At 63.2% G+C, this 26,912-nt stretch carries 19 protein-coding genes; 9 read left to right on the top strand and 10 right to left on the bottom strand.

Annotation, left to right across the window (positions count from 1 at the left end; genetic code table 11):
• Positions 1 to 25: 25 nt before the first annotated feature.
• The 5 genes from ACWFVE_RS12565 to glgB all read left to right on the top strand — a co-directional run bounded on the left by ACWFVE_RS12565 (position 26) and on the right by glgB (position 10,500).
• Positions 26 to 499 (top strand): DUF2934 domain-containing protein, encoded by a 474-nt coding sequence (locus ACWFVE_RS12565; RefSeq protein WP_447529608.1) that lies wholly within the window; start codon positions 26 to 28, stop codon positions 497 to 499.
• 75 nt (positions 500 to 574) lie between these two features.
• Positions 575 to 2,770 (top strand): glycogen debranching protein GlgX, encoded by a 2,196-nt coding sequence (gene glgX, locus ACWFVE_RS12570; RefSeq protein WP_447529609.1) that lies wholly within the window; start codon positions 575 to 577, stop codon positions 2,768 to 2,770.
• Positions 2,771 to 2,808: 38 nt separating this feature from the next.
• Positions 2,809 to 4,842 carry an alpha-1,4-glucan--maltose-1-phosphate maltosyltransferase gene (locus ACWFVE_RS12575; RefSeq protein WP_447529610.1) on the top strand — a complete coding sequence of 678 codons (2,034 nt, stop codon included), beginning with the start codon at positions 2,809 to 2,811 and terminating at the stop codon, positions 4,840 to 4,842.
• 86 nt (positions 4,843 to 4,928) lie between these two features.
• Positions 4,929 to 8,273, top strand: coding sequence for a maltose alpha-D-glucosyltransferase (gene treS / locus ACWFVE_RS12580; RefSeq protein WP_447529611.1), 3,345 nt, complete (start codon positions 4,929 to 4,931; stop codon positions 8,271 to 8,273).
• Positions 8,266 to 10,500, top strand: a complete 2,235-nt coding sequence (gene glgB, locus ACWFVE_RS12585) for a 1,4-alpha-glucan branching protein GlgB (protein WP_447529612.1) — start codon at positions 8,266 to 8,268, stop codon at positions 10,498 to 10,500. Before treS ends, glgB begins: the two co-directional genes overlap by 8 nt.
• 63 nt (positions 10,501 to 10,563) lie before the next feature.
• On the opposite strand, the gene ACWFVE_RS12590 is transcribed toward glgB, so the two are convergent.
• The 6 genes from ACWFVE_RS12590 to ACWFVE_RS12615 form a co-directional block, all read right to left on the bottom strand.
• Positions 10,564 to 11,157, bottom strand: coding sequence for a GNAT family N-acetyltransferase (locus tag ACWFVE_RS12590; protein WP_447529613.1), 594 nt, complete (start codon positions 11,155 to 11,157; stop codon positions 10,564 to 10,566).
• 84 nt (positions 11,158 to 11,241) lie between these two features.
• Positions 11,242 to 12,414, bottom strand: coding sequence for a serine hydrolase domain-containing protein (locus tag ACWFVE_RS12595; protein ID WP_447529614.1), 1,173 nt, complete (start codon positions 12,412 to 12,414; stop codon positions 11,242 to 11,244).
• 35 nt (positions 12,415 to 12,449) lie between these two features.
• Positions 12,450 to 14,642 carry an OsmC domain/YcaO domain-containing protein gene (locus ACWFVE_RS12600; protein ID WP_447529615.1) on the bottom strand — a complete coding sequence of 731 codons (2,193 nt, stop codon included), beginning with the start codon at positions 14,640 to 14,642 and terminating at the stop codon, positions 12,450 to 12,452.
• Between the two features lie 98 nt (positions 14,643 to 14,740).
• A complete protein-coding gene (gene argA / locus ACWFVE_RS12605; protein WP_447529616.1) occupies positions 14,741 to 16,054 on the bottom strand; it encodes an amino-acid N-acetyltransferase in 1,314 nt (437 codons plus the stop codon).
• Positions 16,055 to 16,210: 156 nt separating this feature from the next.
• On the bottom strand, positions 16,211 to 17,476 hold the full coding sequence (locus tag ACWFVE_RS12610) for an inorganic phosphate transporter (RefSeq protein ID WP_447529617.1): 1,266 nt from the start codon (positions 17,474 to 17,476) through the stop codon (positions 16,211 to 16,213).
• Positions 17,477 to 17,485: 9 nt separating this feature from the next.
• Positions 17,486 to 18,166: a TIGR00153 family protein gene (locus tag ACWFVE_RS12615; RefSeq protein ID WP_447529618.1), complete on the bottom strand. Its 681-nt coding sequence runs from the start codon at positions 18,164 to 18,166 to the stop codon at positions 17,486 to 17,488.
• A 137-nt stretch (positions 18,167 to 18,303) separates the two neighbouring features.
• Between ACWFVE_RS12615 and ACWFVE_RS12620 the strand changes: the two genes are divergently transcribed.
• Both ACWFVE_RS12620 and ACWFVE_RS12625 read left to right on the top strand, forming a co-directional pair.
• Entirely contained in the window at positions 18,304 to 19,182 is an 879-nt protein-coding gene (locus tag ACWFVE_RS12620) for a CYTH domain-containing protein (RefSeq protein WP_447529619.1), read from the top strand.
• 27 nt (positions 19,183 to 19,209) lie between these two features.
• Positions 19,210 to 20,172 (top strand): ion transporter, encoded by a 963-nt coding sequence (locus ACWFVE_RS12625; RefSeq protein ID WP_447529620.1) that lies wholly within the window; start codon positions 19,210 to 19,212, stop codon positions 20,170 to 20,172.
• 32 nt (positions 20,173 to 20,204) lie between these two features.
• Here the strand turns inward: ACWFVE_RS12625 and ACWFVE_RS12630 are convergent, their stop codons facing one another.
• Together ACWFVE_RS12630 and ACWFVE_RS12635 are read right to left on the bottom strand one after the other, a co-directional pair.
• Positions 20,205 to 20,828: an L-threonylcarbamoyladenylate synthase gene (locus tag ACWFVE_RS12630; protein WP_447529621.1), complete on the bottom strand. Its 624-nt coding sequence runs from the start codon at positions 20,826 to 20,828 to the stop codon at positions 20,205 to 20,207.
• A gap of 82 nt (positions 20,829 to 20,910) precedes the next feature.
• A complete protein-coding gene (locus ACWFVE_RS12635) occupies positions 20,911 to 21,843 on the bottom strand; it encodes a PHP domain-containing protein (RefSeq protein ID WP_447529622.1) in 933 nt (310 codons plus the stop codon).
• Between the two features lie 236 nt (positions 21,844 to 22,079).
• Here ACWFVE_RS12635 and ACWFVE_RS12640 point away from each other — a divergent pair, with 236 nt between their 5' ends.
• Both ACWFVE_RS12640 and mnmC read left to right on the top strand, forming a co-directional pair.
• Positions 22,080 to 22,379 (top strand): YciI family protein, encoded by a 300-nt coding sequence (locus ACWFVE_RS12640; protein WP_447529623.1) that lies wholly within the window; start codon positions 22,080 to 22,082, stop codon positions 22,377 to 22,379.
• Positions 22,380 to 22,543: 164 nt separating this feature from the next.
• The gene (gene mnmC, locus ACWFVE_RS12645) at positions 22,544 to 24,550 is read left to right on the top strand and encodes a bifunctional tRNA (5-methylaminomethyl-2-thiouridine)(34)-methyltransferase MnmD/FAD-dependent 5-carboxymethylaminomethyl-2-thiouridine(34) oxidoreductase MnmC (RefSeq protein WP_447529624.1); all 2,007 of its coding nucleotides are present in this window, start codon (positions 22,544 to 22,546) and stop codon (positions 24,548 to 24,550) included.
• Between the two features lies 1 nt (position 24,551).
• On the opposite strand, the gene ACWFVE_RS12650 is transcribed toward mnmC, so the two are convergent.
• Together ACWFVE_RS12650 and ligA are read right to left on the bottom strand one after the other, a co-directional pair.
• Positions 24,552 to 24,827 carry a YheU family protein gene (locus tag ACWFVE_RS12650; RefSeq protein WP_447529625.1) on the bottom strand — a complete coding sequence of 92 codons (276 nt, stop codon included), beginning with the start codon at positions 24,825 to 24,827 and terminating at the stop codon, positions 24,552 to 24,554.
• Positions 24,824 to 26,860 carry an NAD-dependent DNA ligase LigA gene (ligA, locus tag ACWFVE_RS12655; protein WP_447529626.1) on the bottom strand — a complete coding sequence of 679 codons (2,037 nt, stop codon included), beginning with the start codon at positions 26,858 to 26,860 and terminating at the stop codon, positions 24,824 to 24,826. Before ligA ends, ACWFVE_RS12650 begins: the two co-directional genes overlap by 4 nt.
• Between the last annotated feature and the right edge of the window lie 52 nt (positions 26,861 to 26,912).

Here is a 26,912-nt window from a genome sequence, read left to right on the forward strand (position 1 = left end):
CGCGCGAGGCGCAGGGAGAGTTGAAATGATCGATGAAGAACGTGTCCGGCAACTGGCCTACAGCATCTGGGAAGCCGAAGGGCGCCCGGAGGGCCAGCAACAACAGCACTGGGAGCGGGCGCGAAAGATCGTCGCCGCCGAACAACACGCCGAAAGCGATGCCCAGGACGAGCTGCTCGCCCCCCTGGACGAGCCCCCGATCATGGAAGAGGACCTGCCCCTGGAGGAAGACGAGCGCGGCATCGAAGAAAGTCGTTTGCCCCTCGATGAGCCGGAAGACGACCTCGATGCAAGCCCCTCCCAGGACGAGGCCCGCTTAACGGAGGTCACCGACGACCTGCCGGTTCAGGATCGTGGTCACGCCCCGGGCGTCGAGCCAGTGCCCGCCCCGGAACGCGCGCGCGTGAGTGCCGGGGCCCAAAAGAGTGACCAGGCCAGAGCGACACCGCCGGCCAAAAAGGCGGCGCCGCGTAAGCGCTCGCACAAAACTGAAAAATAGCCACTTTCCCCCGTGTTGGGCCGGGGTGGCCTATACCGCCCCCTGCGAGCCACCAGGGCTCAAGGAATGAAGACGATGACGATAAGCCAGACGCCGCGGGATGGCGACAGCACCGTAGCCGCCGATGAATCGCCTAGCGTGATGCGCCGCTCCCGCGTGCACGAAGGGTGGTCTTTTCCGTTGGGTGCGACTTGGGATGGGCTAGGGGTGAATTTCGCGCTTTTCTCCGCCCATGCCACCCGGGTAGAGCTTTGTCTGTTCGACGCCACCGGCGAGCACGAGATCGAGCGCATCGAGCTTCCCGAGTACACCGACGAGGTATGGCACGGCTATCTACCGGACGCGCGCCCGGGTCTGCTTTACGGCTATCGGGTGTATGGCCCCTACGCGCCGCAACAGGGCCACCGCTTCAACCATCACAAGCTCTTGCTCGACCCCTACGCCAAGCAGATCGTTGGCGAAATCCAGTGGGACGACGCGCTATTTGGCTACACCATCGGCCACGAAGACGCGGATCTGAGCTTCGACGAGCGCGACAGCGCCCCGTTCATGCCCCGCTGTAAGGTGGTCGACCCGGCCTTCACCTGGGGGCGCTCGCGCGAGGTACAGCTGCCTTGGGATCACACCATCGTCTATGAGACCCACGTGCGGGGCTACACCATGCGCCACCCCGCCGTGCCCGAGGCCCTGCGCGGTACCTTCGCCGGGTTGATGGTCAATGACGTGGTGGGCTACATCCGCTCACTAGGCGTCTCATCGATCGAGCTTTTGCCCATTCACGCCTTCGTCGACGACCAGCGCCTGCAGGAGCAGGGGCTGCACAACTTCTGGGGTTACAACACCCTGGGGTTCTTCGCCCCCCACTCGCGCTATCTCTCCGGCGAGAGTGTCAACGAGTTCAAGGAGATGGTGGCCCGTTTCCACGCCGCGGACATGGAAGTGATCCTCGATGTGGTCTACAACCACACCGCCGAAGGCAACCAGCTCGGCCCGACGCTCTCGCTCAAGGGGATCGATAACGCCTCTTATTACCGGCTGGTGCCGGAAGAGCCGCGCTACTACATCGACGACACCGGCACCGGCAACACTCTGAATCTGAGCCATCAGCGCGTGCTGCAAATGGTCACCGACTCGCTGCGCTACTGGGCCACCGAAATGCGCGTGGACGGTTTTCGCTTCGACCTTGCAACGATTTTGGGCCGCGAGCCCCATGGCTTCGACGAAGGCGGCGGCTTTCTCGACGCCTGCCGCCAGGACCCGGTGCTCGGCCGGGTGAAGCTGATCGCCGAGCCCTGGGACTGCGGCCCCGGCGGCTATCAGGTAGGCGGCTTCCCCCCGGGCTGGGCGGAGTGGAACGACCGTTACCGGGACTGCGTGCGCGCCTTCTGGCGCGGCGACGAAGGCCAGCTTCAAGAGCTTGCCGCCCGGCTGATGGGCTCGGCGGATATCTTCAAGCGCCGGGGGCGGCGCCCGTTCGCCTCGGTGAATTTCGTTACCGCTCACGATGGCTACACCCTGTATGACCTGGTGGCCTACAACGACAAGCACAACGACGCCAACGGCGAAAACAATCAGGATGGCCACGGCCACAACATCTCCTTCAACCACGGCGAGGAAGGCCCCACCGAGGATAGCGAGATCAAGGCGCTGCGCCTGCGCCAAATCCGCAACCTGATCGCCACGACGCTGTTTTCCCAGGGCACGCCGATGCTGCTGGCCGGCGACGAACTGCTGCGCACCCAGCAGGGCAACAATAACGCCTACTGTCAGGACAATGAGATCAGCTGGCTCGACTGGAACCTCGAAGGCGACGCCCACGCCATGATCGAGTACGTCCGTCGGGTGAGTGCCCTTCGCCTTCGCTACCCGATTCTGCGCCGCGGCCGCTTTCTCAGCGGCGAGTACAACGAGGAGCTGGGCCTCAAGGAAGTGACCTGGCTTGCCGCGGACGGTGAAGAGATGAGCGTGGAGCGCTGGGAAGACCCGAGCCTGCACGTGCTGGGGCTGTTGCTCGACGGCCGCGCCCAGCCAAGCGGTATCCGCCGGGCCGGGGCCGATGACACTCTTTTGCTGCTGTTCAACGCCGGCGATGAGGACGTGCGTTTCACCCTGCCCGAGCCAGCCCAGGGCCGCTGGCACTGCCGCCTGGACAACGCCCGACCGGATGATCTGGAACTCGACGCCCCCGGCGAGGCGTTTGCCCTGGCCAGCCATTCGCTGGCGCTTCTGGAACTCGTCAGTGCCGCCGGTCCCCGCGCGCCTGGCCGTTAGGTTCATTCGACATGCCTTTGAGCAAGGAGAGCTACGCTATGGCTTCGATACATCATGACGTCCCCCGCGAAAGCGATGCGCTGTCCCGGGCCGTTCAAGCACCGCGCATCGCCATCGAGGCCGTCGCCCCGGCCCTGGAGGATGGGCGCTTCGCCGCCAAGGCCACCGTCGATGAGCCGGTGCGCGTCTCGGCGACCATTTTCGCCGACGGCCACGACGTGCTGGCCGCCGAAATCGGCTGGGTCGACGATCAGGGCCAGGAGCAGCGTGCCCCGATGCAGCTCGCCAAGCCCCTGGGGCTCGACCGCTGGGAGGGCCACTTCACCCCCACTCGGGTAGGCCGCCACGTCTTTTATATCGAAGCCTGGTGGGACGTTTTCGCCACCTACCGCTACGAGCTTTCCAAAAAGCACGCTGCCGGCGTGCCCATCGCCCTGGAGCTTGCGGAGGGCCGCCTGCTGCTCGAGCGCGCCGCCGCCCGGGCAAGCGCCCCGCTACGCCAAGCCCTAGAGGAGCGCCTGGACGCCCAGGCCCAGGCGGCGGACGAAGGCGCCCAGGTGGCGCTGCTGCTCGAACGCGATACCGCGCGGCTGATGAGCGATGCCGACCCACGCCCCCACCTGACCCGCACCCATGCCGACTACCCTCTGGAGGTGGAGCGCCTGCAGGCGAGCTTTGCCAGCTGGTACGAGCTTTTTCCACGCTCGGAGACCCAGGACGCCAGCCGCCACGGCACGTTCAGGGACGTGCACCGGCGCTTGCCGCTGATCCGCGACATGGGCTTCGATGTGCTCTACTTCCCGCCCATCCATCCTATCGGGCGAAAGCACCGCAAAGGGCCCAACAACAGCCTCGAGGCCGGCCCAACGGATCCGGGCAGCCCCTACGCAATCGGAAGCGACGAGGGCGGCCACGAGGCCATTCATCCGGAGCTTGGCAGCCGTGAGGATTTTCGCGACCTGGTACGCACCGCCTTCGATCACGGCCTCGAGCTTGCGCTGGATTTCGCCATTCAGTGCTCGCCGGATCACCCCTGGCTTGCCGAGCATCCGGGTTGGTTTTCCTGGCGGCCCGACGGCACGATTCGCTACGCCGAAAATCCGCCCAAGAAGTATCAGGACATCGTCAACGTCGACTTCTACGCCGAGGACGCGGTGCCCGGGCTTTGGCGCGAGCTGCGTGACGTGGTCCAGGCGTGGGTCGATGAAGGGGTGAAGATCTTTCGCGTCGATAACCCGCACACCAAACCGCTGCCCTTCTGGGAGTGGTTGATCGCCGATATCCGCGCCCGCGACCCCGCCGTGATGTTCCTGGCGGAAGCCTTTACTCGCCCGACCATGATGCTGCGCCTAGGCAAGCTTGGTTTCACTCAGAGCTATACCTACTTCACCTGGCGCCATACCAAGGCCGAACTGACCGAATACTTCACAGAGCTCAATGAAGCACCGCTGCGTGACGGTTACCGCCCCAACTTCTTCGTCAATACGCCGGACATCAACCCTTATTTTCTACAGACCAGCGGGCGCAGTGGCTTCTTGCAGCGCGCGGCGCTTGCCGCGCTAGGCTCCGGGCTCTGGGGCATGTACTCGGGGTTCGAGCTTTGCGAAAGCGCCCCGGTACCCGGCAAGGAGGAGTATCTGGATTCGGAGAAGTACGAGATTCGCCCGCGCGACTACCAGGCGCCGGGCAATATCAGCTACGAGATCGCCCAGCTCAACCGTATCCGCCGCGAAAATCCGGCGCTGCAAACGCATCTGGGCATCACCTTTCACCCAATCGACAACGACCGCCTGCTGCTCTTTTCCAAGGCCACGCCTAGCCGCGACAACGTCGTGCTGGTGGCGGTGAATCTCGACCCCTTCGACGCCCAGGAGGGCACCTTCGAGCTGCCCTTCGCGCTTTTCGACCAACCTGATGACGGGGCGCTTTTCGGTGAGGAGTTGATGAGCGGCAAGCGCGTTCACTGGCACGGGCGCTGGCAGTCGCTGCGCCTGGAGCAGGCGCTGCCCTTCACCGTCTGGCGGGTTAGCGCGGGGCTTGCAAGCCCGGACAGCGATCGAACCGGGCGCTAGCGGCGCCGAAACCATAAACGACCGGTGAATGGTTCACCGGTTGGAAAGATTCGTTTACATCGATGAATGCAGGGAGGGTACGCCCCATGATGGATGCCAGCAGCGAACGACACGCCGTCGAGACGATCGACTTTCTCGACGACCCCCTCTGGTACAAGGACGCCGTGATCTATCAGGTGCACGTCAAGTCGTTCTTTGACGCCAACGACGACGGCATCGGCGATTTTGAAGGTCTGATCCAGAAGCTCGACTATATCGTAAGCCTGGGCGTCAACACGATCTGGATACTGCCGTTCTACCCGTCGCCTCGGCGCGACGACGGCTACGATATCGCCGAATACACCGGCGTCAGCCCCGACTACGGCACGCTCGACGATGCCAAGCGCTTCATCGAACAGGCGCACCAGCGCGGGCTGCGCGTGATTACCGAGCTGGTCATCAACCATACTTCCGACCAGCACGAGTGGTTCCAGCGTGCGCGTCAAGCCCCTGCCGGCTCGCCAGAGCGCGACTTCTACGTCTGGTCGGACACGGATCAAGCCTACCAAGGCACGCGCATCATCTTTCTGGACACCGAATCCTCCAACTGGACCTGGGACCCGGTGGCCGGCGCCTACTTCTGGCACCGTTTCTACTCCCACCAGCCGGATCTCAACTTCGACAACCCCGTAGTACTCGACGAGATTCTCAAGGTCATGGCGTACTGGCTGGACCTGGGGGTCGACGGCCTGCGCCTCGATGCCATTCCTTATCTGGTCGAGCGTGAAGGCACCAATAACGAAAATCTCCCGGAAACCCACGTGGTGCTCAAGAAGATCCGTGCGGTGCTCGACGAGCGCTACCCGGACCGTATGCTGCTCGCCGAGGCCAATCAGTGGCCCGAGGACACCCGCCCTTACTTTGGCGATGGCGACGAGTGCCACATGGCCTTCCACTTCCCGCTGATGCCGCGCATGTACATGGCGCTGGCCCAGGAGGATCGCTTCCCGATCACCGACATCCTGCGCCAGACGCCGGACATTCCGGTCAACTGTCAGTGGGCGATTTTCTTGCGCAACCACGACGAGCTGACGCTTGAAATGGTCACCGACAAGGAGCGTGACTACCTGTGGAACCACTACGCCTCTGACCGCCGGGCGCGTATCAACCTGGGGATTCGCCGGCGTCTGGCACCGCTTTTACAACGTGACCGGCGGCGCATTGAGCTGCTCAACAGCTTGCTGCTTTCAATGCCGGGTACGCCGGTGTTGTATTACGGCGACGAGATCGGCATGGGTGACAATATCTACCTGGGCGATCGTGACGGCGTACGCACACCGATGCAGTGGTCGGTAGACCGCAACGGCGGCTTCTCCCGCGCCGACCCGGCCCAACTGGTACTTCCCCCGGTCATGGACCCGCTCTACGGCTATCAGACCGTCAATGTCGAGGCCCAGACCCGCGACGCGCACTCGCTGCTCAACAACCAGCGCCGCCTGCTGGCGGTGCGCAGCCAGCACCGGGCTTTCAGCCGCGGCACCCTGCGCCCGCTCTATCCGGCCAACCGGCATATTCTCGCCTACCTGCGCGAGATGACCTTGGATAACGGCGAGTCCGAAACCCTGCTGTGCGTGGCCAACGTGGCCAGCACTGCCCAAGCGGTCGAGCTCGATCTTTCCGCTTTTGCAGGGCAAGTGCCGGTAGAGATGGTCGGCGGCAGTGCGTTCCCGCCGGTGGGCAGCCTGCCTTATCTGCTCACACTTCCACCCTACGGTTTCTTCTGGTTCCTGCTGGCCCCGGCAACCGCCATGCCCGAGTGGCATACGCCAGTACCCGCGCCGATGCCGGATTTCGTCACCCTGATCATCAAAAAGCGTCTCGAGGAGATTTTCGAAGGCGCCTCAAGGCAGCTGCTCGAGCGCGAAACCTTGCCGCACTACCTGACCAAGCGGCGCTGGTTTGCGGCCAAGCAGGCGCGCGTCGAGGCGATTCATCTGCACTCGCTTGCAAGCCTTGAGCACAGCGGCCATGCCCTGCTGCTCAGCGAGCTTGAGATCACCCACGCCCAGGGCAGCGAGCGCTATCAGCTACCGCTGGCGTTTCTGGCCGAGGATGAGCAGAGCAGCCCTCTTGCCCAACAGCTTGCCATGGCGAGGGTACGCCGCTTCCATGAAGTAGGCCTGCTCACCGACGCGCTGACGCTGGATGCCTTTACCCTGGCCGTTCTGGATGCCCTGCGTCAGTCAGTGGTATTGCCAAGCGCGAGAGGCGCTATCCATTTTCTGCCAACGCCGGCGCTTATCGAGCTTTCGCTGCCGGAGCACCCGGAGATTGCCCAGCAGGGCGCCGAGCAGTCCAATAGCTCAGTGGTGATCAACCATCAACTAGTGCTCAAGCTGTTTCGTCGCCTGGAATCCGGCGTTCACCCGGAAGCCGAGATCGGCCGTTACCTGACCGAGCGGGGCTTTATCAACACCGCCCCGCTACTGGGGGAAGTGACCCAGGTCGATGAACAGGGCACGCCGCAGACCCTGATGATTGTGCAAGGGTTTATCGATAACCAGGGCGATGCGTGGTCATGGACCCGCTCGACCCTCGAGCGCGCGATTCGCGAGGCCCTGGCGGACGAGCAGTCCCATGAACTCGTGAAGGATAAGGCGCGTTACGGCGCGTTCGACGAGCTGGAAGCCTTTGCCGCTACCCTGGGTCAGCGCTTGGGCGAGCTGCATAGGGTGCTGGCGCTGCCTACCGATGACCCGGCGTTTGCCAGCGAAGTAGCCGGGCCCGCGCAGGTTACACACTGGAAAGAGCGCGTGACGCAGCGCGTTGAAGAAGCGCTGGCGCTGCTTCAACGGCACATGGGCGCCGCCGATGACGCCGACCAGCAGATTGCCGCAAGCGTTCTGGCAAAGCGTGACGAACTCCTCTCCTCCATCGACAACATGGCCGCGCTTGCCGAGGGAAGCCTCATCACCCGGATCCATGGCGACCTGCATCTTGGCCAGGTACTGGTGGCCCACGACGATGCCTATATCATCGATTTCGAGGGTGAGCCGGCAAGGCCGCTTGAAGAGCGCCGCGCCAAGGACAGCCCGCTGCGCGATGTGGCCGGTATGCTGCGCTCCTTCGATTACGCCTACGCCAGGATCGAAGAGGCCCAAGGGGGCCACAGTGAAGCCGACAGCGCCGGCAAGGGCCATCAGGTGGTGGAGCAGTATCTGCTTAAAGGGCGTCAGGTGTTCTTGAATGCCTACTGGCAGGCCACGCTGGATCTTCCCCACGCGTGGCAGAAAGCCAACGGCGCCGCGGCGGCCGTTGACCTGTTCGTGCTCGAAAAGACCGCCTACGAAATCGCCTACGAAGCCGCTAACCGCCCGACCTGGCTTGGCGTGCCGCTGCGCGGCCTAGCGGCCATTGTTGACCAGCTAAGCCCAGGAGAGCCCAATGAATGATGTTACGACTACCCGGCCCGTGCTGGATGACACACTGCGGCTGAGCGAAGACGATGCCACTGCCCTGGTTGAAGGCACCCACCGCGATCCCTTTTCGGTATTGGGTATGCATACCGACGAACAGGGCGAATACCTGCGGGTCTACCTGCCCGGCGCTGTCGGGGTGGATGTGCTGGACCGGGATGGCGGCGTGCGCTGCTACCTGACGGGCCTGCAGATCCCCGGCCTGTTCGCCGCGCGGCTGCCCCACGCCGCACCCTATCAGTTGCACATCCGCTGGCCCCAGGGCGAGCAGATCACCGAGGACCCGTACAGCTTCGACCTGCTCCTGGGTGAGACGGATCTTTACCTGCTGGGCGAAGGCAACCATCGCAACCTGGGGCACTGCCTGGGCGCCCAGCCCATGACGGTAGAGGACATCCAGGGCGTGCGCTTTGCCGTCTGGGCGCCGAATGCCCGGCGGGTCTCGGTGGTGGGTAACTTCAACAGCTGGGATGGCCGGCGCCACGCAATGCGCCTGCGCCACCCGGCCGGGGTGTGGGAGCTATTCATTCCACGCCTTGGCCCGGGGCAAGCGTACAAATACGAGATTCTGGAGGCCCATGGCGCGCTTGGGCTGCGCGCAGACCCGGTGGCGCTGGCCACCGAAGCACCACCCTCAACCGCCTCGGTGGTCGCCGACACCACGCCGTTTACCTGGCATGACGATGAGTGGATCGAAAAGCGGGAAAAGGCTCACGCGCCCTCTGCCCCCATGAGTATTTATGAGGTGCATGCCGCCTCCTGGCGCAAGCACGGTGGCGACAACGGCGAGCTTTACAGCTGGCGGGACCTGGCCGAGCACCTGATTCCCTATGTGCTCGAGCTGGGTTTCACTCACGTGGAGCTGCTGCCCATCATGGAGCATCCCTTCGGCGGCTCCTGGGGTTACCAGCCGCTCGGCCAGTTTGCTCCCAGCGCCCGCTTTGGCACACCCGCCGACTTCGCCTACTTCGTCGATGCGTGCCACCGTGCCGGGCTCGGTGTGATTCTTGATTGGGTGCCAGCGCACTTCCCTACCGACCCCCATGGCTTGGCACGCTTTGACGGTACCGCCCTGTATGAGTATGAACACCCCTTTGAAGGGTTTCATCAGGACTGGAACACCTACATCTACAACCTGGGTCGGCGGGAAGTGCACGGTTTCATGTTGGCCTCGGCGCTTCATTGGCTGAAGCACTTTCATATCGATGCGCTGCGCGTGGATGCAGTGGCCTCCATGCTTTACCGCAACTACTCGCGCAACGAAGGCGAGTGGATTCCCAACCGCCACGGCGGCCAGGAGAATCTCGAGACCATCGATTTCCTGCGCCATCTCAACGATGTGGTCAGCGAAGAAGCGCCCGGCACCATCGTGATCGCCGAGGAGTCCACCGCCTGGCCGGGGGTGACCCAACCGACGGCGGAAGGCGGGCTGGGGTTTGCCTACAAGTGGAACATGGGTTGGATGCACGACACCTTGACCTATATCGCCAAGGATCCGATCTATCGCTCTCACGCCCATCATGAGATGACCTTTCCCATGGTGTATGCGTTCTCCGAGCACTACGTGCTGCCGATTTCCCACGACGAAGTGGTGCACGGCAAGGGCTCGCTGATCGGCAAGATGCCCGGCGACGAGTGGCAACAGTTCGCCAACCTGCGTGCCTATCTATCACTCATGTGGTCACAGCCGGGCAAGAAACTTCTGTTCATGGGCTGCGAGTTCGGCCAGTGGCGCGAGTGGAGCCACGACCGTGAGCTGGATTGGGCACTGCTGGATGAGCCACGACACGCCGGCATCCATCGACTGGTGGGCGATCTCAACCGCCTCTACGCGACGCTCCCCGCCCTTCACGAGCAGGACAGCGAGCCGCGGGGCTTCACCTGGGTGATGAGCAACGACGAGACCCATAGCGTCTTCGCCTGGCTTCGCACCAGCGCCGGCGGCGAGCCGGTGCTGGTGGTGGCCAACATGACCCCGGTCCCGCACCACGGCTATCGTTTGGGCGTGCCGGTCGCCGGTCGCTGGGAAGAGCGGCTCAACAGCGACGCCGAGTGCTACGGCGGCTCCAACCTGGGCAACCTGGGCCATATCGTTGCCGATGATGCGCCGCTGCACGGCCAGAGCGCGAGCCTTGCGCTCACCCTGCCGCCGCTTTCGGTGCTGGTGCTGAGCCCGGCAAGGTCTGAGCGCGTGCTCACTTAAAGTATCGTATTTGGCCCGACGAAGGCCCCGTTCGGCGAATAAAGCCAGCTCGGGGCCGACTCATTACGCCGGCGCGAAGTGCGCCAGCTTGCTTTCGAGATGGCTGCGCACCGCCGGCCACTCGGCGGCGATGATCGAGTAGACCACGGTGTCGCGCAGCGAGCCATCCGGCATGATCTGGTGGGATCTCAAAATGCCGTCCTGCTTGGCACCCAGGCGCTCGATGGCCGCGCGGGAGGCGTGGTTGAAAAAGTGGGTGCGAAACTCCGCGGCCACCGCATTCGATGCCTCGAACAGGTTGGCCAGCATCAACAACTTGCATTCGGTATTCACTGGCGTGCGCCGCACGCTTTGGGCGTACCAGGTGTAGCCCAGCATCGCCCGGCGGTTGGCGGCATCGACCCCGTAGAACCGCGTGGTGCCGACGATGTCACCGCTGGCGTTATGGCGCACGGCGTAAGCGAGGTTGCCCGCCGCCGCCGCGTCCATCCCGCGCTCCACAAAGGCGGCCATATCGTCCGGGTGGGGCACACTTGCGTACCAGAGCTTCCAGGCCTCGCCGTCGTTGACCGCGCGCGCAAGCCCTTCGATATGACCGGCATTGAGTGGCTCGAGCACGATGTGCTGGCCTTCCAACTGCTGTTCCTTGATGAACACGAGCGCCTCCTTGGGGTGAACGGGAGCGTTAAACCATCTATCCTGCGCCTCGCCCAGCGGGCCAGGCGTTGCAACCGGATTACTCTACTCGCCGGCCAGGTGATCGCTCAGCGCGTGGAAGAATTCGGTGATCGGTACGATCTCCATGGCTTCCGCCTTGGGCTGGGCGCTGGTCATACTGATCACCATGTCGTTGTCCGGGTCGATGAAGATCCACTGGCCAAATATCCCCACCGCTGAAAACGCGCCCTCGCCTTCCGGCCACCAGGAGTAGCCGTACTCGATCTCTTCACCGCCGATCTCATGGGGCCTTGCCGACTCCGCGACCCAGCCTTCGGGCAGCACGTTGGGCGCGTTATATTCATCCAGCACGAACTGGCCAAAGCGAGCGTAGTCGGCAAGCGTAATCAAAAGCCCACTGCCGCCAATTTCCTGGCCGTCTTCGCTATCGAGCCACCACTTGGCATCCGTCTCCATGCCGTAATCGGCCCAGATTTTCTCGGACAGGTATTCGGAGGCGCTCGTACCCACCGCGCCGTTGATGATCGCCGAGAGCAGTTGGGTTTCGCCGGTGCTGTAATTCCACACCTCGCCCGGTGCCCCCGCCCGCTCTAAACCGCCCATGAACTCCAGCAGTGCACCGGGCTCTTGGGAGAGTTGGAGTTCGAGCATGTGACGCCGCTCCGAGTTCGGGTCGGCGTAGGTTTCATCCCAGGCCACCCCGGAAGCCATGAGCAGAATCTGCTCGACGCTGACATCGTCGTAGACACTACCGACGAGTTCGGGCACGTAGGTACTGACGGCGTCATCGAGGCTCTCGATATGGCCATCCTTGAGTGCGGCGCCGATCAGCGTCGAGGAGATCGACTTGGCGATCGACATCGACATCCAGGGTGTGCTGGCCGTGTTGCCGAGGGCGTACTGCTCGAACACCACGTCGTTGTCGTGCACCGCCATCAGCCCGCTCACCCGGTTGAGCGCCATGAAGTCATAAATATCGTAGGTGACGCCTTCATGGGTCAGCGAGAAGTTCTCTAATGAAGCGTCGCGCTGGCCGAACTGATGCGGGGAACTTGCCGCCTTCACCGTACGGGTCGGGAACAGCCGGTCGATATGGCGCGAAAGCTCCACCTGCTCGTCGGGCATCATTTGGCCGCTGTAGAGCTTGCGCACCTCGCTTTGGCTCTGCTCGGCGCTTTGGGCAAGGCTCGCGCCGGAGACGAGCGTCAGGGCGGCAGCGATTGAAGTCAGGCTCATCGGTGTCATGGCATTTCCGGTCAGTGAGTAATGGTTCAAGAGGCCCGACGCGCGCGGGCGGCGTGAAGTTTCTTGTAACTTTCGATCAGGCGCTGGTGGCGCTCGAGGCCGTCGAGCTGCAGGTTGGTCGGCGTGAGGCCATAAAAGCGTACATCGCCGGTTATCGACCCAACCACCGCCGCCATGGTCTGTTCGCCGAACATGCGGGTCAGATTGGGCAGGTAGTTGTCGCGTTCCAGCTCGTCGTCGAGCTCGATTTCCAGCACGGCGTTGAGGGCCTGATAGAAGAGTCCGCGCTCGACGGTGTTGTCGTTGTACTGCTGGAACATCTCCACGCAGTCCAGCGCCTCTTCCAGGCGGCTCAGCGCCAAAAAGATCAAAAGTTTGAGCTCTAAAATAGTGAGCTGGCCCCAGACCGTGTTCTCGTCGAACTCGATGCCGATCAGCGTGATGATATCGGCATGATCGTCCATCTGGCTCTCTTCCAGGCGCTCGACCAGATCCGTCAACTGCGCGTCATCCAGGCGGTGCAGGTTGAGGATGTCCTCGCGGTAGTCCAGCGCCTTGTTGGTGTTGTCCCAAATCAGATCTTCGATGGGGTACACCTCGGAGTAGCCCGGCACCAGAATACGACACACCGGCGCGCCCAAATCTTCGTGCACCGCCATGTAGACTTCGGCGTCGAGCTCGGCAAAGATCGAGAAGAGCGTGTCGGCCTCCTGTTGCGAGGTCCTGGTGCCGCCCTCGGAAAAGTCCCACTCGACGAAATCGAAGTTCGACTGGGCGCTGAAAAAGCGCCAGGAAACCACGCCCACGGAGTCGATGAAGTGCTCGACGAAGTTGTTGGGCTCGGCCACGGTCTGGGAGTTGAAGGTCGGCAGCGGCAGATCGTTGAGGCCTTCGAAACTACGGCCCTGCAGAAGTTCGGTGAGGCTTCGCTCCAGCGCCACCTCGAAACGCGGGTGAGCGCCGAAGGAGGCGAACACGCCGCCGGTGCGCGGGTTCATCAATGTGACGCACATCACCGGGAACTGGCCGCCCATCGAGGCGTCCTTGACCAGCACCGGGAACCCCTGGGCCTCCAGCGCCTCGATGCCCTCTTTAATGCCCGGGTACTTCGCGATCACCTCTTGCGGCACGTCCGGCAGTGCCAGTTCCTGCTCCAGAATGTCGCGCTTGACCGCTCGCTCGAAAATCTCGGAAAGACACTGCACCTGGGCTTCTGCCAGAGTGTTGCCCGCGCTCATGCCGTTGCTTAAAAACAGGTTCTCGATCAAGTTCGACGGGAAGTAGACCGTCTCGCCATCCGAGTGACGCACAAAGGGCAAGGAAACGATGCCGCGATCCACGCGTCCGGAGTTGGTGTCATAAAGGTTCGAGCCGGCAAGCTCGCCTTCCGGGTTGTAGATCGCCTGGGTATGCGCGTCGAGGATCTCCTCGGGTAGCGCGTCATCCGGGCCCGGCTGGAACCACTTTTCATTGGGGTAGTGGACGAAATCGGCGTTGGCGATCTCTTCGCCGAAAAACTGGTCGTTGTAGAAAAAGTTGCACGACAAACGCTCGATGAACTCACCAAGCGCCGAGCAGAGCGCGCTCTCTTTGGTGGCGCCCTTGCCGTTGGTGAAGCACATGGGCGCGGCGGCGTCACGAATGTGCAGCGACCAGACGTGGGGCACGATGTTGCGCCAAGAGGCGATCTCGATTTTCATGCCGAGATCACTGAGAATGCCGCTCATGCGGGCGATGGTCTGCTCCAGCGGCGCATCCTTGCCTTCGATGAACGTCTCGCTGCTTTCAGGCGCGCCCATCAGCAGGGCCTGGGCGTCCTCGTCGATGTTCTCGACCACCTCGATTTGAAACTCCGGTCCGGTCTGCACGACCTTTTTCACCGTGCAGCGGTCGATGGAGCGCAGCATGCCCTCGCGGTCTTTTTCGGAGATATCCTCGGGAAGCTCGACCTGGATCTTGAAAATCTGCTTGTAGCGGTTCTCCGGGTCGACGATGTTGTTCTGGGACAGGCGAATGTTGTCCGTGGGGATATTGCGCGCGTTGCAGTACACCTTCACGAAATACGCCGCGCACATGGCGGACGAGGCCAGAAAGTAATCGAACGGCCCCGGGGCGGAGCCGTCGCCCTTGTAGCGAATGGGCTGGTCGGAGACGACGCTGAAGTCGTCGAACTTCGCCTCGAGGCGCAGGTTATCGAGGTAGTTAACTTTGATTTCCATGGGGGGACGTCCGAATCAATGAGTGTGCCCTACTCGTTTTACGAGGCTGAGCGATGGCGCCCATTATCCAGTTTTTCGCCCGCCCCGTCTTGCCTGCGTTAAGTGAGTGTTTTGATCAGCACCTTGGATTTGCGGGCGTGGTTGTAGGCGTCGCGCTTGAGCGGCGGCAGGTCCTCGAGGCTTGCACCCTGAAAGCCGCGCTCGACGAACCAGTGGGCGGTATGCGTGGTGAGCACGAAAATCGAGGCCAGCAGACGCCGGCGCGCGCGCTGCTCGGCGGCTTCGACCAGCCGCTCGCCGCGCTCGCCGCCGCGGTAGTTTTCGTGCACCGCCACGCAGGCCAGCTCGCCAATCGCCGCATCGGCAAAGACGTGCAGCGCCGCGCAGCCGATCACCATGCCGTCGCGCTCGATCACCTGGTAGTCGTCGATCTCGTGCTCGAGGCGCTCGCGGGAGCGCGCCACCAGCATGCCGCGCCGCTCAAGCGGTTCCAAAAGCTCTAAAAGCCCCCCCACGTCGTTAAGCGTCGCCGGGCGCAGTTGCTCGTAGTGCTGTTCGGTAATCATCGTGCCCACGCCATCCCGGGTGAAGAGCTCGCCCAGCAGCGCGTCCTGGTCGTGCCAGCAGAGCAGGTGGGTGCGCGCCACGCCCTTGCGCGCCGCGCTGCACGCCGCGCTCAAATGGCGGGCCAGTTCGCTTCCCGGCGCGGCGCTCTCGAAGCGCGGCGCGGCCTCGTCCGGGCTTAACTGGCGCAAAAGGCCGCCTTGCTCGTCCTTGAGCCCTTCGGAGTCGCCCAATAAAATCAGTTTGTCGGCATTGAGCGCGACCGCGGCGTGCTGGGCGATTTCCGAGGCGTCCAGGTCGAACACCTCGCCGGTGCTGGAAAACCCCAGCGGCGGCAACAACACGAGCGACCCCTGGGCCAAAAGCTCCTCGATGGCGCCGCCGCGCACCCGGCGCACCTCACCGCTGTGATCGAAATCCACGCCTTCGCGCACGCCCAAGGGCTTGGCGGTGACCAGGTTGCCGGACACCACGCTCAGTTCCACGCCGTGCAGCGGCGAGCTTGGCAAACCAAGCGACAAGCGCGCCTCCAGCCAAAGCCGCTGGTGCGACGCCACCTGCTCCACCTGAGCCATCACCGCGCGGTCGGCGACCCAGCGCCCGCCCACGTGCACCGGCTCGATGCCGCTCTCACTCAGCGCCTTTTGCACCTGGGGGCGCACGCCGAACACCACCACCAGTCGAACGCCAAGAGTATGCAAAAGCGCCAGGTCCTGGATTAGCTGCTCGCCGCGACTGGAGGCCATGGCATCGCCTTCGACCAGGATAACGAAGGTTCGCCCTCGGTGAGCGTTGATGTAGGGCGAGGCGTTGCGGAACCAGTCGACAAAGGGGAAGCGTGTATCCAAGGGGCCGCTCTCCGGCAGCAGGTGAATGGGAAGCTTGCGTCACGACAAAGGACTTACTTTACCAGAGCCCAAAAAGCGCGGCACCGTTTTGCCAATCTTGCCGCAGGGCAAGGAGCAAAACGGTGCCGCGCTAGAGGGTGGGGCGTGGGGCGCTTTTTAGCCGAACATGCCCTTGAACATGAAGAAGAACACGATGGCCAGACACGCGCCGGCGGGCAGCGTGATCAGCCAGGACATCACGATGGTGCCGATGACCCGCAGGTTCAGTGCCGCCATACCGCGGGCCAGGCCCACGCCGAGCACCGCGCCCACCAGCGTATGGGTGGTCGAGATGGGAAGACCGGTGGCGGAGGCCAGTACCACGGTGCTCGCCGCGGCAAGTGTTGCGGCAAAGCCGCGGCTCGGGGTGAGCTCGGTAATGCCGGTACCCACGGTTGCGATCACGCGATGCCCGTAGGTCACCAGGCCAAACACGATGCCGCCGCCGCCGAGTACCAGCACCCACCAGGGCACCAGCGCGGCGCTGTCGATCACGCCTTGGCTTCTGACCACGCTGATCACCGCGGCAAGCGGGCCCACCGCGTTGGCCACGTCGTTGGAGCCGTGGGCAAAAGCCATGGCGCAGGCGGTGAAGATCATCAAGACGCCGAACACCCGCTCGACGTTGGCGTAGCCGAAGTGGTCGTTGGCACTTTGCTCGAACTTGATGCGCCGCTGCATCAAGACCCCCAGACCCATGATCAGCGCGCCGATCAGAATCGAAAGCAGCAGGCTCTGGCTAAAGCTCAAATCGAGCCCCACGTGGGAAAGCCCCTTGGTGAGCGTCACCATGGCGACGATAAAGCCAACCAAAAACACGTAGCCCGGCACGTAGCGCTTGGCCGCGGTGAAGGGGTCGCTGTTTTCAAAAATCAGGTGATGAACGGACTTGAACAGCACGTAGCCGATGGTACCGGCCAAAAGCGGCGAGACCACCCAGCTCGAGGCGATCTGGCCCACCTTGCCCCAGGCCACTGCGTCCACCCCCAGGCCCACCGCGGCGAAGCCGACGATCGCGCCGACGATCGAGTGGGTGGTGGAGACCGGCCAGCCCCGGGCCGAGGCGACCATCAGCCAGATACCCGCGGCCAAGAGCGCCGAGAGCATGCCGTAAACCAAAAACTGCGGATTCGCCTCCAAAAGGTTCGGGTCGATGATGCCGCCCCGAATGGTGGAGGTCACCTCACCACCAGCAAGCCAGGCGCCCAAAAACTCGAAAATTACGGCGATGATGATGGCCTGCTTGATGGTGATCGCCTTGGACCCCACCGAGGTTCCCATGGCATTGGCGACATCGTTGGCACCGACCCCCCAAGCCATGAAAAAGCCAAAAACACAGGCGAGAATGATAAATACATCGCCATATTGGGCAATAATCTGCATGCGGTCCCCTTAACGCGCGGTCAAAATCTGCAGTCGGCTACCCACGCGTTCTGCGCGGTCCGATACTTCGCCCACCCACTCGATGATCTTGTAGAGAAAGATCACGTCGACCGGGGGAAGCTGGCTTTCGAGCTCGAAAAGCTGGCGACGGATCGCCACCTGCTGATCGTCCGCCTGGTGTTCCAGGGTATGCAGCTCACGAATCATGGTGTGCATTACATCCGACACGTTGCGCCCAAAGCCGGACTCCAAAAGCTCCTTGAGCTCTTCGAGGGCCTGGCGCGCCTGGGCCACGCAGGCAACGCTGGTACGCATATAGTCGCGCATGGGTGTGGCCAGCTCGTCGGGCACCCGCATTTTACGTCCCAGCATAATGCCGGTAATGTCACGCACCTTGTTGGCGATCTTATCCTGCACGCTGATCAGATCGAGTAGATCCGAGCGCGAGACCGGTAGGAACATGGTGTTGGGCAGGTTGAGCCGCAGCTCGGTTTTCAACGTATCCGCGTCGTGCTCGAGGCAGGTAACCTTTTCGCGAAGGGTGGCGGCCGTATCCCAGTCACCGGCAAGCGAGGCCTCGAAAAAGGGCAGCAGCTGGTCGGCGCACTCGTTGGCTTTAACGATATGGGCCAAAAGCGGCTGGAATGGCGAGCGGCCAAACATGGCGGAAAAAGGATTGGAGGTAACCATAGTGCCTTTCATCCTGAGTGTGGAAAGCCTGAAAATGGCGGCGCCAGTATAAAGAGTGCGCCCGCCCCCGTCATGAAAAGTTCATAAAAGACGTCAAAATTTAACGCAATGTTCACAAAAGCAAGGTAGCTATTGTCATGGAAAATCACGCCCCGCTTGAAGTCGAGCTTAAGTTAGCGCTGCCTGCGGCGTCCATCGATGCCCTTCTAAGCTTTCCGGCCCTTTCCCAGGAGCCGGTGAAAAAAAAGCTCAAAAATACCTATTTCGACACCCCCAAAGGGGATTTGGCTGGCGCCGGGATCGCGTTGCGGCTTCGCCAGAGTGATACCCAGACCCTTCAAACGGTGAAAACCAAAGGCCACGGCGGCGGCGGGCTCTCGACGCGCAACGAGTGGGAGATGGCCGTGGAAAACGGGCTGGATACCCAGGCGCTTGCGGCCCTGCCCCCTTTCGAAGGCCCATTGGGCGGCGCGCTTTCTGCGCTGACACCGAGTTTGAGTACCGACTTCGACCGGCGCAGCTGGCTGATCGACTGGAGCGATAGCCGCATCGAGCTGGTGCTCGATGAAGGCCAAATCGAGTGCAACGGCGCCGGCGCCACCATTTGCGAAGTCGAGCTCGAACTCAAGGCGGGCTCGCCCTCAGCGCTTTGGTCGCTGGCGCTGTCGCTTTCGGCTCAAACCGCGCTTCGCCCGAGCGATTCGAGCAAGGCCGCCCGGGGCAATGCGTTGGGCCACGGGCAGTGGTCGCTCCCCGAAGCCGAAACGCCCGGCGAGTGGCTTCACCGCGCCACCGTTGCCCTGGACGCCTACAAGGACAGCGGGCAAAGCCAGCATTTCGAAAGCGCCGCGCACGCCTACAAAACCCTGGCCGATCACAAGGATCTGGACGAGACGCTTCGCCCAACCGCCGCGGCGCTTTACCGGGCGCTCGATTCCAACGTGCCCAGCATTACGTTTGGCTATAACGCGTTGAGCTTGGCGCATCGCCTGGCCCTTGAAAGCGCGCTAAGCTAAGCGGGCTCGTTACTTAAGGATATCGCCATGAGTTTTCATCTCGCGCCGGGACCGGAAGGCATCCGCTCGCAGCTTTTCCACATCATTTTCGAATCCGACACGCCCGCCGCCAAGGCCTTTGACCTGGTGCTGATCGTCATGATCTTGATGAGCGTCTCGGTGATTTTGCTGGGTAGCGTCGAGGGTTACGCCCAGCGCTATGGCGATATCTTCCTCTACATGGAGTGGTGCTTCACCGCCGCCTTTAGTATCGAGCTTTTGGTGCGCCTTTACTGTCTGGAACGCCCAACGGTCTATATCAAGAGCTTTTACGGCATCGTGGATTTGGTCGCCATTCTGCCTACCTGGCTTGTGCTGTTGGTGCCCGGCGCCCACGCGCTGGTCATCGTGCGGCTTTTACGGGTGCTGCGGATTTTCCGTATTCTGCGACTGATGGAGTTCGTCGGCGAGGGGCGTATGCTCTTGGAGGCGCTGCACCGCAGCCTGCGCCAGATCCTTTTGTTTTTCAGCAGCATCCTGATGGTGGTCACGCTCTTCGCCGCGCTGATGTACACCATCGAATCCGAAGAGGCGGGTTTTACCAGCATCCCGATCGCGATGTACTGGGCCATCGTGAGCATGACCACGGTGGGCTACGGCGACATCGTGCCGGTCACGCCAGTGGGTAAGACGATCACCATGATTTTGATGCTGATCGGCTACTCGGTGATCGCCGTGCCCACCGGGGTGTTCTCCGCCCAGGTGATCCGCTCGATTCGCGAGGACCGCTACTCGGAAGAGGCCTGCCCGGGTTGCGGCCACGACCGTCACGAAAAGCGCGCCCGTTATTGTCTACGCTGCGGCACCTGGCTCGACGAATTCAGCGAGGACCCGCGCGAGGAAAAAGAGGAGAAAAAGCGCAAAAAGGAGAAGGCGCAGCAGGACGCTGACCGAGAGGGCGATGAGCCAGCAAAGGATAAAGATGGAGACGAGGACGGCGCCGGGACCTAACGCTCGGCGCCCCTCGTCAGGGCGGACCGACGCTAGCTTTCAAAGGGGGTCGTGTCGCCACGCCCTTGCCGCACGATCTTCGGTGGCAGCTCACGCAGGTCGATCACGCTGGTCGGGTCCAGGTGGCAGGGCCCGCCATCGATGATCAAATCCAGATGCGCACTGTAGCGCTCACGAATCTCCTCGGGCTCGTTCAGCGGGAGCGTTTCGTCCACCGGAATGAGCGTAACGCTCATCATGGGCTCGCCCAGCGCCTCGAGCAGCGCGTGGGTGATCTGGTGATCCGGCACGCGCACGCCGATCGAGCGCCGTTTGGGATGCAGTAAAAGCCTGGGCACCTCGGTGGTGGCTTCCAGAATATAGGTGTAGGGGCCGGGCGTGTGCGCCTTTAGAAGGCGAAACACCGCGTTATCCACCTTGGCGTAGGTGCCTATCTCGGAGAGATCCGAGCACATCAGCGTAAAGTTATGCTTGTCATCGAGCGAGCGCAGCCACTTGATCTTCTCGATCGCTTTTTTCTCGCCCAGGTGACAGCCCAGCGCATACCCGGAGTCCGTCGGGTAGGCAACCACGCCGCCTTTACGGATGATCTCGACCGCCTGGTCGATCAAGCGCTTTTGCGGATTTTCCGGATGTATCTGAAAATACTGGCTCATTACTCGCTCCTTGCCTGTTGAAACGCCCGGATGGGCCTACCTCAAGCATAGCGGTTAGTGAGGCCTTACGCTTCGGATGACGCTACTGGCTTGCGCCGAGCAGCCCGCCGGGTGCCTGGTGCATGTGGACAAGCCGTGGGTGCTGCCAGATGGGTAACGCCGCGGTACGCGGAATTTCGCTCATGCTGCCGGGGGCAGAGTGGCTGCCGGGAAAGTGAAAATCGCTGCCGAGCGAGGCGTAAAGTCCGCGCTCGTCGAGTTGGCGGGCCAAATCCCGGGTGCTGTCCGGGTTCTGTTGGCCGCTGACCAGCTCCACGGCCTGCCCGCCGGCGGCGGTAAACGCATCCATCAACTGGCCGCGCTTGCGCCGGGTCAGCCCGTAACGCAGCGGGTGGGCGATCGCCGCCACGCCACCGGAGGCCACGACCCACTCCACCGCTTCACCAATCTCTGGCCAGTGCGCTTTGACGTCGCCCTTTTTGCCGCTGCCCAGGTAGCGCTTGAACGCTCCGGCCCAGTCCGGCGCCAGGCCCTCGGCCACCAGCGCCCGGGCAAAGTCCGGCCGTCCCAGCGGCCGGTCGCTTCCGGCCTGGGCCTGCGCCTTGGCCAGGGCGTCACGCAGGCCAAGCTTTTCGAGGCGCTCGGCGATCACCTCGGCGCGCTTGATGCGCGCCCGGCGCTGAAATTCGAGCCCCTCGACCAGCGGCCCCTGAACGCCGCCGGGCATCAGCGCTACCACGTGAATATTGATGCCCTGCCAGCGGGTAGAGAGCTCGCAACCTGCAACCAGACAGAGGCCTTCACGCTCGGCGGCGCGGGCGGCCTCGTCGACCCCGTCCATGGTGTCGTGGTCGGTCAGCGACATGAAGGAGAGCCCACGACTTGCGCACAGCGCCACCAGCTCGGAGGGCGATAGCGCCCCGTCGGAGGCGGTGGAGTGCATGTGCAAATCGACCGGGTAGCGGTGATCGGCATCGAAGGTAGTGGGCAGCACGGTGACGGGCAGTCGAGGCATAGGCATGACGTCGTAAGGGGAGTTTGTCAGAATAGGGGCGCTTCACGTATAAGTACGTGTGCAGCGTTCACACAGCGCATGTTACACGGCGCGCAGCGGTCATACGACCCGCCGCCGTGCCCCGTTCGCGGCTTGCAAGCACGCTATAGTGAGCGCTTGGCCCCGCCCGGTCAACGGGCCTATCCATCAATGCCTGGTCGACGACCAGCCCATTCGCTTACGTCCAAGGAAGCCTCATGCTATATGCCATTATCAGTGAAGATGTGTCCGAGAGTCTGGAAAAGCGCCTGACGGCGCGCCCGGACCACCTTGCGCGCCTGGAAGCGCTGCGCGACGAGGGTCGCCTGGTACTGGCCGGGCCCCACCCGTCCATCGACAGCGAAACCCCGGGGGATACCGGCTTTAGCGGAAGTCTGGTCGTTGCCGAGTTCGAAAGCCTCGACGATGCCCAAAACTGGGCGGATCAGGACCCCTACGTGGATGCCGGCGTCTACGCTACCGTAACGGTGAAGCCTTTCAAAAAAGTATTGCCTTGATTTTCAAAGGCAGCTATGCGGCACCGCCGGGTTTTGCACAGAGGCTGTGGAAAACTCTGTGAAAACATGGCGGACGCTTTTCTTAAAGCGAGAGATAACGCCCGTATTAACAAATTGGTCATTTTTTAATCGCTTTTCCCTACGCCCCGACAACGGATACCCGTGTGACCCAGCGCCACCCTGCTCTACCACCCCTAAAAGCGTTAACCGCCCCCCAGCTCACCTGGGATGACGCCGCCCCGCACTCCACGCGCTATGACGACGTCTACTTCTCTCGCGAGGATGGCCGCGCCGAGACCGAGCATGTCTTTTTGAACGCCAACCGCCTGCCGGAGCGCTTCGCCGGCTGGGCGCCGGGTCGTCCCTTCGTGATCGGCGAGACCGGCTTTGGCACCGGGCTCAACATGCTCTGCGCCTGGGCCTGCTTTGAAGAACACGCCGCCTCTAATGCTCGGCTTCATCTGTTATCCACAGAAATGTACCCGCTCGAGCGCGAGGCGCTCGAGCGGGCGCTAAGCGCCTGGCCCTCGCTTGCGCGCCACGCAAAGGTGCTATGCGCCCAGTGGCCCGAGCCGGTCAGCGGTATCCACCGGCTGCACCTGTCCGAGCGCGTCACCCTCGACCTGCACTTTGGCGACACCACCGAGCGGCTGGCGCTGCTGGATGGTCAGGTCGACGCCTGGTTTCTCGACGGCTTCGCCCCATCGAAAAACGAGGCCATGTGGCAACCCGCGCTTTTCGAGGCCATGGCGGCGCGCTCGCGCCCCAACGCCACCTTTGCCACCTTTACCTGCGCCGGCATCGTCAAGCGCGGGCTGAAGGCCGCCGGGTTTACGATCAAAAAGGTGCCGGGCTTTGGGCGTAAGCGCGAGATGCTGGCCGGTGAGATCGAATCTCCCCCGGTGGATAACCGCCGCGACGCGACGCCCTGGTTCACCCCGCCCGCGGTACAAAAAGCCGAGCGGGTCGCGGTGATTGGCGCAGGGCTTGCCGGAACGAGCGTCGCGGCAGCACTTGCCCGGCGCGGTGTGGAGGTGACGGTGTACGAGGCCGAGGCGCCCGGCGCTGGCGGCTCGGGTAACCGCCAGGGCGCGCTTTACGTCAAACTCGCCGCCGAGACCAACGACCAGAGCCGTTTTTATTTAGCCGGACTTCTGTACAGCGCGCGCTGGCTGGGCGAGGTGCCCAAAAACGATGCGTTTTGGGCGCCCTGCGGCGTGGTGCAGATTGCGCAAAGCGATAAGGAAGCGGACCGCCAGCGGCGCTTTTTAAAGCGCCATCCGCTCGGCGAGGCGGTGGTGAAAGCGCAGGAAGGCTCACTCGCTCCCCTTACGGGCGTGCCGGGCAGCGTCGAGCACGCCCTGGTTTACCCGCAGGCGGGCTGGGTGCGCCCTGCGCTACTCTGCCAGACACTACTGGCGCACCCGGGTATCGAGTACCGCCAGGCCCAGGTCACGGCGCTGACCCCGACCCCCGGCGGCTGGCAGCTTACCCTCGATCACGCCACGAGCGCCGAGGCCGACCAGGTGGTCATCGCCAACGCCCACCAGGCCAATGCATTGGAACAGACCCGCACACTCCCCTTTCAGCAGGTGCGCGGCCAGGTGAGTTCGCTGGCGCTGCCCGACGGCGTCAACGCGCCGACGCGGGTGGTGTGCGCCGGCGGCTATCTCTGCCCACCGGCGGACGGCGTGCTCACCTTCGGGGCGAGTTTCATCCCCAACGACGGCGAGCGCGACATACGCCTAGAGGATCACCAGCGCAATATCGATGAGCTAAGCGCGGCCCTGCCCGAGTGGCTCGATGAACTCGAACGAATGAGCGGACCACTTACGCCGGAACGCCTTACCGGGCGCGCGGCGGTACGCGCGGCGAGCCCGGACAAAACGCCCTACGCGGGCCCCGTGCCGGTATTCGAGCAGTGGCGAAGCGATTATGCTGCGCTCCAGAAGGATGCCTCTCGGGTGGCGCCGGTTTCTGGCGCCCATCACGAAGGGCTCTGGATATCCGCTGCCCACGGTAGCCGCGGGCTTGCCAGCACGCCGCTGTGCGCCGAGGTGATCGCCTCGCGCATGTGCGATGAGCCGCGGCCGCTGGAGTATACGCTCGTCGATCACCTGCACCCGGGAAGGCGACTGATCAGCGAGCTGATCCGCGCTCAGTCCGCATGATTTAGTAGTCGCCCTCTTCTTCGTCATCGGCGATATCGCGCCCGAAGGCGCGCCACTGGGCAAGCGTCATGACCTCGGTCTGCTCGAGTTCGATATCGTGGGCGATCAAAAGCTCGCCGCGCTCGAGCTGGCGCTTGAGCTCGATGACCCAGCCGTGCATGCCTTCACCGCTGGTGTCGGTGGTGTCGTAGCCCTGGCGGGTCACGAACGCCTGGAGCAGCGCGTCGAGGGTCTCCGGCGGTAGCATCCGTGCGGGTACTTCGATAAATCGGCTCATGACGTTTGCTCCCACTCGGCAAGTCGTTGAATAAAGGCGTCCTCACTGAGTACGTCCACCTCCAGCTCCTGGGCTTTGGCAAGCTTGCTGCCCGCCGCCTCGCCGGCGACCACGCCGGTGGTCTTTTTGGACACGCTACCCGCGACCTTGGCGCCCAGCGCTTGAAGGCGTGCCTTGCCCTCGTCGCGGGTCATGGTTTCCAAACTGCCGGTCAATACCCAGGTCTGGCCTTCGAGCGGCCTGGGGCCCTGGGTGACTTCCACCTCTTGCCAGGTAACGCCCACCCGGATCAAATCGGCGATGGTGTTCTGGTTATGCGGCTGCTTGAAAAACGTATGTACGTGGGCGGCGACGATCGGGCCGATATCGTTGACCGCCTCGAGCGCGGCCTGCTCGGCGCCCTGCAGCGCCTGTAGAGTGCCGAAGTGGCTCGCCAGGTTGGCGGCGGTGGCCTCGCCCACCTCGCGAATACCGAGGGCATAGATAAAGCGCGCAAAGGTGGTGCTTTTAGCCTTTTCGAGCGACTCCACCAGGTTTTCCGAGGACTTTTGCGCCATGCGCGGCAGCGTTGCCAGCCGCTCGACGCCGATTTCGAAAAGGTTCGCGGGGGTCTGCACCCAGTCGCGCTCGACCAGTTGGTCGATGATTTTCACGCCCAGGCCGTCGATATCCAGCGCCTTGCGGCTGGCGAAGTGCTTGAGCGCCTCCTTGCGCTGGGCGGGGCAAAAGAGCCCGCCGGAGCAGCGCGCGACCGCCTCGCCCTCGACGCGCTCGATTTGTGAGCTGCATACCGGGCAGGCGTCGGGAAACACGATCGCTTTCGCCGAGGTCGGGCGCTTGTCGGTATCCACCCGAACCACTTGGGGGATGACATCGCCGGCCCGGCGAATCGCCACGGTGTCGCCGATCATGACGCCCAGCCGAGTGATTTCATCGGCGTTGTGAAGCGTCGCGTTGGAGACCGTCACGCCGGCCACCGTGACCGGCTCGAGCCGCGCAACCGGCGTAATGGCGCCGGTGCGCCCGACCTGGAACTCGACGTCGTTGAGGGTCGTGATCTCCTCCTGGGCCGGAAACTTGAACGCCACCGCCCAGCGCGGGGCGCGGGCCACGAAGCCAAGCTCACGCTGGGCGCGCAGATCGTTGACCTTGATCACGACGCCGTCGATATCAAACCCCAGGGCCAGGCGCTTCTCGCCGAGCCGTTCGCAGTAGTCGGCGACCGCTTGGGGCCCCTTGAGCGTGGCAAGCTCCGCGCTCGAGCGAAACCCGAGCGTTTTCAGCCGCTCCATCAGCGCGCTGTGGGTGGTATCGCCGCTATCCGGCTCCAACCTGGCCACCTGATAGCCGTGAAACTCCAGCGGGCGCTTGGCGGTAATCCGTGGGTCGAGCTGACGAAGACTACCGGCAGCGGCGTTGCGCGGGTTGGCGAATACGCGGCTCTCTTCTTCCCGGGCGCGCTCGTTGAGCGCCTCGAAGCCTTTGTGTTGCATGATGACTTCGCCACGTACTTCCAAAAGCTCGGGCACATTATCGCCGCGCAGTCTGAGCGGCACCGAGCGCAGCGTGCGCAAATTCGACGTTATACCTTCGCCGGTGCGCCCGTCGCCCCGGGTGGCGCCGCTTACCAATACGCCCTGCTCATAGACCAGCGACACCGCCGCGCCGTCGAGCTTGGGCTCGCAACTGAACTCGAGCTCGTCAGGGGTTCGCTCCAAACGCTCGGCCACGCGCTCGGCGAAAGCAACGACGTCGTCGCGATTGAACGCGTTGTCCAGCGAGAGCATCGGTAGCGCGTGGGTCACCGCGGGAAAGCCCTCCGCCGGGGCAGCGCCAACGCGCTGGGTGGGCGAATCGACCGTCACCAGTTCCGGGTAGTCCGCTTCGATGTTTTTGAGCGCCTGGAGCTTGCGGTCGTAGTCGGCATCGGTCAGTGCGGGCTCGTCAAGCACGTAGTAGCGGTGGTTGGCATCGTCGAGCTCGGCGCGCAGCGCGGCGATTTCCTCACGCACCTGGGGGGAAGGCTGGCTCATGCAATAGGGTTCCGTAAAACAGTACGTAGTGGCGCTATCCTAAAGCCTGGCG

Source organism: Vreelandella mediterranea (assembly GCF_970647075.1).

Coding starts and splice junctions, on each gene's coding strand:
- ACWFVE_RS12565 (WP_447529608.1), top strand. CDS start 26: ATGATCGATGAAGAACGTGTCCGGCAACTGGCCTACAGCATCTGGGAA.
- glgX (WP_447529609.1), top strand. CDS start 575: ATGACGATAAGCCAGACGCCGCGGGATGGCGACAGCACCGTAGCCGCC.
- ACWFVE_RS12575 (WP_447529610.1), top strand. CDS start 2,809: ATGGCTTCGATACATCATGACGTCCCCCGCGAAAGCGATGCGCTGTCC.
- treS (WP_447529611.1), top strand. CDS start 4,929: ATGATGGATGCCAGCAGCGAACGACACGCCGTCGAGACGATCGACTTT.
- glgB (WP_447529612.1), top strand. CDS start 8,266: ATGAATGATGTTACGACTACCCGGCCCGTGCTGGATGACACACTGCGG.
- ACWFVE_RS12595 (WP_447529614.1), bottom strand. CDS start 12,414: ATGAGCCTGACTTCAATCGCTGCCGCCCTGACGCTCGTCTCCGGCGCG.
- ACWFVE_RS12600 (WP_447529615.1), bottom strand. CDS start 14,642: ATGGAAATCAAAGTTAACTACCTCGATAACCTGCGCCTCGAGGCGAAG.
- ACWFVE_RS12610 (WP_447529617.1), bottom strand. CDS start 17,476: ATGCAGATTATTGCCCAATATGGCGATGTATTTATCATTCTCGCCTGT.
- ACWFVE_RS12615 (WP_447529618.1), bottom strand. CDS start 18,166: ATGGTTACCTCCAATCCTTTTTCCGCCATGTTTGGCCGCTCGCCATTC.
- ACWFVE_RS12620 (WP_447529619.1), top strand. CDS start 18,304: ATGGAAAATCACGCCCCGCTTGAAGTCGAGCTTAAGTTAGCGCTGCCT.
- ACWFVE_RS12625 (WP_447529620.1), top strand. CDS start 19,210: ATGAGTTTTCATCTCGCGCCGGGACCGGAAGGCATCCGCTCGCAGCTT.
- ACWFVE_RS12630 (WP_447529621.1), bottom strand. CDS start 20,828: ATGAGCCAGTATTTTCAGATACATCCGGAAAATCCGCAAAAGCGCTTG.
- ACWFVE_RS12635 (WP_447529622.1), bottom strand. CDS start 21,843: ATGCCTCGACTGCCCGTCACCGTGCTGCCCACTACCTTCGATGCCGAT.
- ACWFVE_RS12640 (WP_447529623.1), top strand. CDS start 22,080: ATGCTATATGCCATTATCAGTGAAGATGTGTCCGAGAGTCTGGAAAAG.
- ACWFVE_RS12650 (WP_447529625.1), bottom strand. CDS start 24,827: ATGAGCCGATTTATCGAAGTACCCGCACGGATGCTACCGCCGGAGACC.
- ligA (WP_447529626.1), bottom strand. CDS start 26,860: ATGAGCCAGCCTTCCCCCCAGGTGCGTGAGGAAATCGCCGCGCTGCGC.